The following is a 10,717-nucleotide window of genomic DNA, read 5'->3' as shown; positions in this document are numbered from 1 at the left end:
GCAAGTGAGCTAAAAGACGTTACTTATTTTAATCCAAGTATAGGTAGCTCGGCTGGAGATATGATTTCTACTGCTGACGACTTAAACAAATTCTTTTCTTACTTGCTCGGTGGCAAATTAATGAAAGAAAAGCAACTAAAACAAATGCTTACTACAGTTCCTACAGGAAGAGCTGAAATCGGGAGATACGGTCTTGGAATCTATGAAACTAAGCTTCCAAACGGTGTCCCGATATGGGGACACACAGGTGGTATTCCAGGATTTAGTACTTTTGCTGGAGGTATACTTGGAGGTAAGCATACGTTGGCCGTCAGTTTGAACAGTATGGGTAGAGCTAACAGTCCTGATCCTTTTAAAAATATTTTACTTGCTGAATTTGGTAAGTAGGTAAAAAAGGAAAAACGGATAAATTTTGAGGTTTTTGGAACTTTGACGGTAATCCAGCGCTATTAAGCTAATAAAACAAAATCCTCCCTAAAATAAAAAAATACGCTATTCTTTCTGTAGAATCATAGGAAAGGATGGCGTGTTTTCATTTTGAGCAAGATTTTGCTTTTCCAGCCTGAGAGAAATGTGGTGGGAATTTATGAATATAATAAAAGATTGTAATTTTTATCTGGTTAAAGTTATCTCAAATGAAGAAATAGGACCCAATCATGAGTCCTATTTCTTCATTTGCAGGTATTGGTGGTTATATACTATGATTCTGTGTCTCTGTATTTATCAATAAACTTTTAGACATAACAGTTCTGCAATGTCCCCTTATCCTTAAAAACCTTCAATTAATCCTTTTTTAATCCCTTTTACGACTGCTCCAACTCTTGAATCTACACCCAGTTTTCTAATAATTGAAGAAATGTGATATTCTACAGTTCTTTTACTGATTGAAAGGTCCGTACTAATCTCATAATTTGTTTTATCTTTTGAGATTAAGAGTAATATTCTTTGTTCAGCAGAAGTTAGTGCTTCAATATTATTTCCCATAATCTGATTCTTAGAAAATAGTATATATCCCATGTGACTTTGACGAATTGCGTTAGCTAGGTCAAATGCTGATCTTTCTTTCGTAATGTATGCACTTGCTCCAGCTTCAAAGGCCGCATTATAATATTCTTCATGATCATATCCTGATAGAATTACAACCTTTACATCCGGAAATTTTGACAATAAATCTTTTGTAAGTTCAATACCATTATACTGCTTCATCCTGATGTCTGTAACAATTACATCAGGACGGGTATCTTCCACAGTTTTAATTAATATGGAAGGATCGTGAACGGTATTAATCACCTCAATATCTTCCTCAGATTCTAGTAGTCTTTGGATGCCTAGCATAACCAACAAATGGTCATCCACTAGTAGTGTATGTATACTCATTATTTTCCTCCCAATTTACTGGTATGGTAAATGTGACTAATGTTCCATGTTCTTTTTCAGAAGATATTCTCAAATTTCCGTTCAACTCGGAAATTTGACGCTGGATGGTCATTAGACCAAGGTGGTTGCTTGTACTAAATTCAGAAAAACTGTTCGGAACACAAAAGCCTATGCCGTCATCTTCTACAGTACAAACATAGCAGCCTCTTTCTTCTATGATATGTATTTGAACATTATTCCCCTTGGAGTGCTTAATAGCATTATTCAGTAGCTCTTTTATAATACGATAAATCTGTATTTCGAGATTTTTCGAGAGAATTTTTAATTTGCAATTAAATTGTATATGAATGAGAATGCGATAATTTAATTCGAACTCGCGTTTTAGTGTGTGTAAACTCGCTTCTAAACCTAAATCTTCTACGATAATAGGGTGAAGATTATGACACATTTTTCTAATGCTATAGATAATATCTTCAAGTTGCTCATCCATTGAATTTAATATGTCTATAGAAAAGTTTCTTTTGGTCTGAAGCATTCTTATTTCGTTTAATTGCAAAATAAGAATTTGAAGAATTTCATCATGTAAGAAAATCGAAAGCCTTTTCCTTTCATTCTCTAGAGATTGAATAATCTGATAGTTGAATTGTTTCCAGTTTTGAGCTTTTACCTTTGCTTTTCGAATTTCTTTTTTATTACTATTGAGGGTATTAACACTTAATAGTAAATTTGCCGAGTTTATTACAACCTCTTCAAGTTCATTAATTTCTTGAGGTTTAAATAATGTATAATCATTTTTTTCACCAATAATAATAGCTCCCTGCATGCCTTGGTAAATGAGTATTGGAAAACAAATTAAGTGGTATTTTTCAAACTGAATATGAATAGGAGTAGTACCTTCCTTTAGTAAGTAATTCTGTTCAAGTTGATTCAATTGATTAAACAGCTCAAATTTATCCATATCCTGAAAAATACCTGTCTCATATAATGAATGATAAATACTATTTGAGTTCCATATTACGGAAACGCCGTTAATGTTAAACATCTGGTTAATAAGCTGTCCGACTAATTTTGCAAGCTCTTTAGAATGTTTTTCCTTCGAGAGTGTTTGAAACAGCTCAATCTTATGTAAACCTGATTGTGCATCCTTTTTTATGTTTAAATACCTAAATAATGAGAGAATAAGTTTATATATATATACAGAGAGTACAACAGATAATACACTTAAGCTGCATAGTATAAATATTTCTTTTTGTGACAAATCTATGAATTGCTCAACCGAAAAATTAAAAAATAAGAAATTGAGCAAGTAAAAGAGTAAGTTTGTTAGCCATTTAGAAATTCTAATCTCAAATTCGATAACTTCTTGCTTTATTAATAAATAAGAAATAGTTAAAGGAAATATAATAATACTAGGTAAACAATATGTAAATGGAATTTTAGATTCCCCAAAAAGTAGACCAGGAATCAGATTAAGTAGAACAATAGGTAAAAAACTAAGAATAATACCAAAAATCAGAATATATAATTGACTTTTCACCTTAAGATTATTTTCTCGTAAATGTAATGAAACAAGAAAAACACAGATGCTAATACTCAGAAATAGGTTAGTAATTAGTAAAACTTTAAATAAAAAGCTAAAATTATTGTTAGACATATATCCAAAACAACAAAAAATTATATAAATAATTGTCAATCCTGTTGAAATTACAAATGATACAAGGTTGAATATTTTTACATATTTTGGTTTGGTAGATACAGGGAAATTAGAGAAAAAACTTATTAAGAGATAAGAAAGCATAAAAATACTACTCACCTCTATAGCTTTAAAAATATTTATATCATAGCTAGATAATAAGGATGTTAAAATAGCTATCCCAAAGACTGATGTTAGAGAAAAGAATTTTTTTGCTACAATAGATTGTCTTTTTTTTAAAAAGCTAATTAATCCTATAGTAAAAAAAATAAGACTAATAACGCTGATCATATAAAAATGACTAATTAATAAAGAGTTAACGCTTTCTTTAAAATTACTAGAGTGAAAATAGTAGTTATTTATTAAAAGTATTAATAAATATAAAATGCTTAAAGGTATACAGAACCAAATATTACGCATAGGAGTGACCTCTGCCCATAACCATCATTTGAAAATAAGTCATTTCGTCTTTAGAAAGAACAAAATGCATTTCTAAGAGTGCAAATGCTTTTCTATAATATAGTTGAGATAGGATACGACAATAGTGAAGTGCTCCAGATTGTTCTATGTAATCCCGGACTAATGCCCGAACTTCAGGTGAAGAAGATATTTGTTCATCCGTTAAATTTTTAAAAAAATTATCCTGTGTTTTGCAACTATATTCATAAGCTTTTAAAAAAGGAAGATAAGCCTTTAAGTCCTGAAGGTCATTTTTATTATCTGTCATGGCATCAGTAGCATCATTTCTTAGCTGACCAGCTATCCCTATATAAGATGTGATTTCTTTTAAAATTCTATTTTCAGGATTAATAGTTCGAAAGATAATTTCTGTGAGTAGACCGGATTTCTTTTCAATAAGTTTCATATATTCTTCTTCACTTAAAATTATTTTTTTATCTATTGAAAAACAAAATTGGATATCTTTCCATTCTCCACAACACGAATGTATCAATTGTTGGAGAAGATCTCGTGTTGCAGTATCTTTTGTCTTATAAGTTAAGTATATCAGTCCTTGCATAAGTAAATATTGAGAAACTAACAAAAAACGAGGATATTCGTTTTTAAAATATAATGGATCTAATACGTCTCCATCACACAAATCATCTATTATATCCGCTGATAAAAAGATAAATTCAACCCCCATTGCCTTATCTAATTCTCTTTTTGTTATTGGTTGTCGTTTGGTCAAAAAAGAAAGAGCTAGATATAGCTCTCCCCACGAGAAACCAGAATATTCAGGATTTAAAATCTTTCCTTTATGAGAAAGACATTTCTGAATAAGTAGAAGTATTTCAGATTCATCACTTTGATTACGGTAGGAGATATGGTAATCAATATGATTGATTAAACAATCTTTAAACCCACTGATTTCCACCATCAATTTTCACCCGGAAATCCTTTGCATACTCATCTAATACAATTCGCTCTTCAACTGATAGTGTCTCCAATGAAGGACATAATTCATAAGTCTCAAAGGTAAGTTTGTTTTTTTTCATCTCCATTAAAAATTCCCATATTGCTTTATTCATAAAAACAACCCTCTTTCCAAATATTCTGTATTTTAGTTCTATATAAAAAAATACAATAAAAACGGGATATTTTCAATATAGTCCTTAAATTTTTAATACTTAATTTACATATATTTTTTTTATTATGCGTGAATTTACAATATAAACTTGCGGAATATACGGATTCTACTAGGATATTTATCTGATAAATTAGACACATAAGACATAACGTCTTAATAAAAATTTTAGGGGGAAAAGAAAATGATTAACGAAAAAAACCTTTTTGATTTGGATGTTCAAGTAACAACAGCTTCAGGTGATGTAGATCCACAAATTACAAGTATTTCAGCTTGTACGCCTGGTTGTGGAAACACAGGTTCATTTAATAGCTTCTGTTGCTAATTGCTATATAAGATATATTATCTTAAAAAAATTTTAGGGGGAAAAGAAAATGATTAATGAAAAAAACCTTTTTGATTTAGATGTTCAAGTAACAACAGCTTCAGGTGATGTAGATCCACAAATTACAAGTATTTCAGCTTGTACGCCTGGTTGTGGAAACACAGGTTCATTCAATAGCTTCTGTTGCTAATTGCTATATAAGACATATTATCTTAAAAAAATTTTAGGGGGAAAAGAAAATGATTAATGAAAAAAACCTTTTTGATTTAGATGTTCAAGTAACAACAGCTTCAGGTGATGTAGATCCACAAATTACAAGTATTTCAGCTTGTACGCCTGGTTGTGGAAACACAGGTTCATTCAATAGCTTCTGTTGCTAATTGCTACATAAGACATATTGTCTTAAAAAAAATTTAGGGGGAAAAGAAAATGATTAACGAAAAAAACCTTTTTGATTTAGATGTTCAAGTAACAACAGCTTCAGGTGATGTAGATCCACAAATTACAAGTATTTCAGCTTGTACGCCTGGCTGTGGAAACACAGGTTCATTCAATAGCTTCTGTTGCTAATTGAATGCCCAAAAAGAGGGAACACAGATGTGTCCCTCTTTTTCTCCTATTATAATATTTGATTAGAACAGAAGGGAAGATTCCAAATGATTACAGAAAAAAGGAAGACTATTCATACATCAAATAAAACCGCATGTAATAATATATTTGAACCTCTACCATTTTTTATGATTAGATCCCCGTTTTTACCATTTAACGCACTATATCAAATTAAGGATCAAGAATTATTGATTGAAAAATTAAGGGAATATGCAGAAATGGATTACATTAAGGAAGCCATTGCCATTGCAAGTCCTTCATTGCTTGAATCTCTTAAATATATACATGGTGATTTAAGTAATAGGAAAACACAACAAGTAATATCTTCTGTATTACGATATATGTTAAGAATGACAACACGCCCAACACCTTTTGGAGCTTTTTCCGGGGTAGCATCCGGAGAGTTTAAAGAAAAATCTTTACTTGAAATGAGCCATTTTGAACAATTTAAGAAAAGAACTCGGCCTGATATGGAATGGTTATTGGGAGTGGTTTCATCACTTGAAAAAAATCCTTGTATTCTCCAATTTTTAATGGTTAGTAAAAATCATGCTACTTATCGTGTCGGAAACCGCCTATATTTACCTTTTTCAACTGAATGTGGACAACTTCGTAAGAAAGATATGGAGAAAAAAGAAAATATTTCAATTACATATAGTGAAGTTGTTAAGAAAGTTTTAGATTTAGCTGAAACACATATTACAGTGAAAGAGCTTCTCCAAAAGTTGAATAATGACTATCCAGGCACAGATATAAAGGTAATGGAAAACTTTATTCTCCAGTTGGTAGAGCAAGAATACCTTATAACTGAGCTAAGACCGCCACTTACATATGACTCCCCATTTGATTATGTGATTGACAAGTTAAAAGTAAGAGTTGGTGAAAATCAAATATGGGAAGATTTACTGAAGGTAAAAGATTTAATACTTGTTTATGATCAATTACAGCTTGGAAAGGGGCTTTCTATATACAACGATCTTATCCTATTAATGAAGGGGATTTATGAAGTTTCAACGCCTCTTCAAGTAGATTTCGCTTTAAATATGCATGATTTAGCTATAGGAAAAAACGTAGCAAATGATGTTAGTAAAGCAGCTCAAGTGTTATGGAGCATAGCCGATAGCGGAGTTGGATTTCCTCATCTCCAAAAATATCATATTGAATTTTTAGAAAAATACGGAACAACTAGGGAAGTTCCATTGGTAGAACTTTTAAGTGAGGAATTAGGGCTTGGAGCACCCGCGACATATAAAAATCCAAAAGGAAATAGGGATGGAGAAAATTTTACGCCGCCTTTAGATGAAGAACGTAATGTCCAATTATCATATATGCTTATTGAAGCTATTCATAATCAGCAAAAAGAAATTGAAATTACTGATGAAATAATTAGCAGAATTGGAATAGAAAAAGATACTCGATACGCTCCAGATTCATTTGAAGTATATGGAGAATTGTATGCTACTTCGCAAGAGGAATTAGACAATGGAAAGTATAATTTATGCCTAAGCCCAAATCCAGGATCTCATGCAGCAGGAAGCACATTTGGTCGATTTTTAGATATCTTAGATCCAAATGTTAGACGTGAAATTCAGCAACAAGAAGCGGAGATTGACCATCAATTTAATAATGATATCGTTATGGTAGAGGGAAGTTTTCTTCCGGCAACTGGCCGTTCAGCGAATGTGGCAATTGGAAAAACTACAAGAGAAGTAACTGTAACTCTTGGAACAAATGGAGATGAAGATACTTTGCAAATTCCAATTGATGATATTGTCGTTGGAGCATCATTAGAAAACTTTTATCTGAAATCTAAAAAATTTGGGAAAAGAATTAAAGTGGTAGCTGGTAATGTACTAAATTACCAAAGTGGCCCTAATATTTATCGCTTTATGAGAGAAGTTTCCCTAAATGATTTAGACCACTGGAGAACATTCAATTGGGGTAATATGACATCTTCACCTTATTATCCAAGGATTCGTTACAAAAATATCATTCTGTCTCCTGCAATTTGGAAGTTAAATAGAGAAACTATTGGTATGAAAAATAAACCTAAAAGTGATGATGAATTTTTAATCCTATTTGAAAAATGGAGAGTGAAATGGGCTGTTCCACGCTATGTATTTATGACGTATAGTGACAATAGGATTTTAATTGATCTTGAAAATATTCTTCATCTTCGAGAATTAAAGAATGAACTTTTTAAGCAGGGTAGATTACAGTTGAGAGAATCATTACATGACATCAATAAAAATTGCCTTAGCAGCCCGCTGGGTAGTCATGCAATGGAAGTTGTATTTCCGTTGAAAAAAATGAACGATGTCGCTAAAAGGAAGAGTTTAGGAGCTATTGAAGACGGAAAAAAAGAGATGGTTAGTGAGAAAATGATTTATCGTTTGCCCGGAAGTGAATGGCTATATGTTAAGCTCTATGTTCCACAAGCAAGAGAGAATGAATTTATTTCAAAATATATGACATCATTTGCTAATAATATTGTACAAAATGGTTTGGCTCAATCATGGTTCTTCATGCGATATCGTGATCCAGATGCTCATATTCGTTTGCGATTTTATGGAGATCCCAAGAAGTTGAATGCATCTGTTCTTACTCATTTAAGGGATTGGGCAAATAATTTAATGAACTCTGGATTTATTCATAAAATGACGATTGATACGTATGAACGAGAAATAGAGCGATATGGTGGTCCGTATCTGATAGAATTGGCCGAGAATTTCTTCCATTACGATAGTAGGTCAGTAACAATGCTTCTTAATGTGATCGGACAACAAGCTGAACTGCCAGTACATGCACTGGCATCCTTAAACATAATTGAGATTATGGAGAATTTTGGTTTAACTTATGAACAACAATTGGAAACTATTGAAAGAAATACAGATAAATATGAATTCATGGATGAATTTAGACCAATGAGAAAATTATTAAATAACATTGGAAATCCTGAAGGTGATTGGAATAATTTACGTAATTACAATTCATCAATTGGACTAGAGATTTATAAAAGTCTATTAGTTCGGAGAGAATCATTAAAAGAATATTTTTCCAGTATTCAACAATATAAAAATGAAGACAAGCTCTGGAATAAACAACAAACAATTATGGGAGCAATTATTCATATGCATTGTAATCGACTATTGGGAGCTAATCGGGAACTAGAAAAAAAAGCACTTGCCTTTACGCGGCATATCTTATCAAGCCAGCGATATTGGAGGAATCAGAATGAAACAGATACTCAATCACACACCTGAAGATGAGAAACTATCATTTTCAAATATTTTAAAGTCTTTTCATTATTGGCCTGGTTTATTTAAACTTTTATGGGAAACGCACAGAGGATATTTCTTCTGTGTGCTTACCTTAAATTTTGTAAATGGATTATTACCTGCAGCATTGATTTTGACAATCCAATACCTTGTTAATACAGTACAAAACATCTACCAGAATGGGTACAAGGATGATTATTTTACTCATGTTTTACCGTTTTTTATAGCCTTTGCACTAGTTACAATTTTAACGGGTGTTACAGGATCAGTTTTGGAAACATATAAACAGCTTTACCGAAATCTTCTTTCTAATAAAATCAATGTAAAATTAATAGAAAAAGCAAAAAGATTACCTTATTCCAGTTTCGAGAACCCAGAAATTTACAACAAACTTCAAAGGGCGCGCCAAGATTCCACATATAAACCATTTGCTATTTTTGAAGAACTTATGGGGATTATAAAAAGTGGAATAACTGTGATTTCTATTTCTGGTATCTTAATGATTTGGAACTGGCAGTTTACCCTAATTTTAATTCTATTACCACTAATCTCTTCCTGGTCAATCATGAAAATTGGAAAAGAAATTTTTTTAATTAGTCATAAGCGTGCCGAAGAAACAAGAAAACAATTTTACTACTACTATTTGCTAACGACAGACATCACAGTAAAAGAAGTGAAATTATTTGGATTGGGCAATTTACTTCTAAAAAATTATTCAAATATGTTCAATCGATTTTATCTGCAAGATAGACGTCTGCTTTTAAAAAAGATGAGGATTGACCTGTTTTTTCAATTAATCAGCGTGGCTTTTGTAATGTTTGTGCAGTTTATGGTGGTTATGGATGCTGTAACAGGGATTATTGCTATTGGAAGTCTTATCGCTTATTTTCAAGCTGTAAATACTACACAAAAAACATCTAATGAATTAATGTATATGATTTTTAATATGCACCAAAACAATCTTTATATGACTCAACTATTCTCATTTTTGGACGTTCCTGAAGAAAGGGATGTTTCAAATAATGGAGACAATACTTATTTAGATAGCATCTCTTTTGAGGAAAAAGGTATTCGATTTATAAATGTCTCTTTTAAGTATCCTGGTCAAAAAGAGTATACATTAAAAAAAGTGAATTTTCACATAAAACCAGGTGAAACATTGGCTCTTGTCGGATCTAATGGTTCGGGTAAATCTACGATTGTAAAGTTAATTACAAAACTTTATACGGACTTTGAAGGGATTATTCTATTAGATGGAAAACCCATTCATCAATACAGTACAAACGAATGGCAGGATAAGATTAGTGCTATTTTCCAAGACTTTGTTAGATATGAACTAGATGTTAAAGATAATATTGGCTATGGTGACTATAAAAAAGCCGATCAAGTAATGGCTATACAAGCTGCTGCTAAAAAATCTGGAGCATTAAAGATGATTAATAGTTTGCCTAACCAAATGGATACACAACTTGGGAAAACTTTTGCGAACGGAATTCAGTTATCTGGAGGGCAATGGCAAAGAATCGCCATTTCAAGAGCATACATGAGGGATGCGAGCCTATATATTCTAGATGAACCTACTGCCGCATTAGATCCAGAAGCAGAAGAAGAGGTTTTTAGAGATTTTAAAGAAATTACAAAGAATTGTATGGGGCTCTTTATATCCCATCGGTATTCAACTGTAAGGCATGCTACAAAAATTATGGTCCTCGATAAAGGTAGAGTCGTGGAACTAGGTACTCATAATGAACTATTAAAGATAAAAGGAATATACGCAAGACTATTTGAGTTACAAGCTAAAAATTTTATAGATTATTCCAAAATTCAAGTGAATGTTTAATTAGAGAGGA

At 31.9% G+C, this 10,717-nt stretch carries 11 protein-coding genes; 7 read left to right on the top strand and 4 right to left on the bottom strand.

The features are described 5' to 3' along the window. The coding region (locus SB773_RS28420) for a serine hydrolase (protein WP_410593527.1) at positions 1-387 on the top strand (387 nt) is incomplete at its 5' end. A gap of 381 nt (positions 388-768) precedes the next feature. On the opposite strand, the gene SB773_RS28415 is transcribed toward SB773_RS28420, so the two are convergent. Genes SB773_RS28415 through SB773_RS28400 form a run of 4 tightly spaced genes read right to left on the bottom strand, consistent with a single transcriptional unit; the run spans position 769 to position 4,599 of the window. Then, complete coding sequence (locus SB773_RS28415; protein ID WP_002128205.1) at positions 769-1,377, bottom strand: response regulator transcription factor; 609 nt, start codon at positions 1,375-1,377, stop codon at positions 769-771. Then, positions 1,349-3,490: a sensor histidine kinase gene (locus SB773_RS28410; RefSeq protein WP_410593524.1), complete on the bottom strand. Its 2,142-nt coding sequence runs from the start codon at positions 3,488-3,490 to the stop codon at positions 1,349-1,351. Before SB773_RS28410 ends, SB773_RS28415 begins: the two co-directional genes overlap by 29 nt. Next, entirely contained in the window at positions 3,483-4,451 is a 969-nt protein-coding gene (locus SB773_RS28405; protein WP_131245448.1) for a polyprenyl synthetase family protein, read from the bottom strand. Before SB773_RS28405 ends, SB773_RS28410 begins: the two co-directional genes overlap by 8 nt. Beyond that, positions 4,426-4,599 (bottom strand): hypothetical protein, encoded by a 174-nt coding sequence (locus tag SB773_RS28400; protein WP_001030236.1) that lies wholly within the window; start codon positions 4,597-4,599, stop codon positions 4,426-4,428. Before SB773_RS28400 ends, SB773_RS28405 begins: the two co-directional genes overlap by 26 nt. Before the next feature lie 240 nt (positions 4,600-4,839). On the opposite strand from SB773_RS28400, the gene SB773_RS28395 reads away from it, so the two are divergent. The 6 genes from SB773_RS28395 (at position 4,840) to SB773_RS28370 (ending at position 10,707) form a co-directional block, all read left to right on the top strand. Next, on the top strand, positions 4,840-4,980 hold the full coding sequence (locus SB773_RS28395) for a gallidermin/nisin family lantibiotic (RefSeq protein ID WP_000606628.1): 141 nt from the start codon (positions 4,840-4,842) through the stop codon (positions 4,978-4,980). 49 nt (positions 4,981-5,029) lie between these two features. Next, entirely contained in the window at positions 5,030-5,170 is a 141-nt protein-coding gene (locus SB773_RS28390; protein WP_000606628.1) for a gallidermin/nisin family lantibiotic, read from the top strand. Between the two features lie 49 nt (positions 5,171-5,219). Beyond that, complete coding sequence (locus SB773_RS28385; RefSeq protein WP_000606628.1) at positions 5,220-5,360, top strand: gallidermin/nisin family lantibiotic; 141 nt, start codon at positions 5,220-5,222, stop codon at positions 5,358-5,360. A gap of 49 nt (positions 5,361-5,409) precedes the next feature. Beyond that, positions 5,410-5,550, top strand: a complete 141-nt coding sequence (locus tag SB773_RS28380) for a gallidermin/nisin family lantibiotic (RefSeq protein ID WP_000606628.1) — start codon at positions 5,410-5,412, stop codon at positions 5,548-5,550. 86 nt (positions 5,551-5,636) lie between these two features. Then, on the top strand, positions 5,637-8,852 hold the full coding sequence (locus tag SB773_RS28375; protein WP_410593521.1) for a lantibiotic dehydratase: 3,216 nt from the start codon (positions 5,637-5,639) through the stop codon (positions 8,850-8,852). Next, positions 8,824-10,707: an ABC transporter ATP-binding protein gene (locus tag SB773_RS28370; protein ID WP_002128199.1), complete on the top strand. Its 1,884-nt coding sequence runs from the start codon at positions 8,824-8,826 to the stop codon at positions 10,705-10,707. Before SB773_RS28375 ends, SB773_RS28370 begins: the two co-directional genes overlap by 29 nt. Positions 10,708-10,717 lie beyond the last annotated feature (10 nt).

The organism is Bacillus sp. SIMBA_074 (genome assembly GCF_046534555.1).
Lineage (GTDB): Bacteria > Bacillota > Bacilli > Bacillales > Bacillaceae_G > Bacillus_A > Bacillus_A mycoides.
Note: the sequence above shows the minus strand (reverse complement) of the source record. Positions and strands in the feature narration are given on the sequence as shown.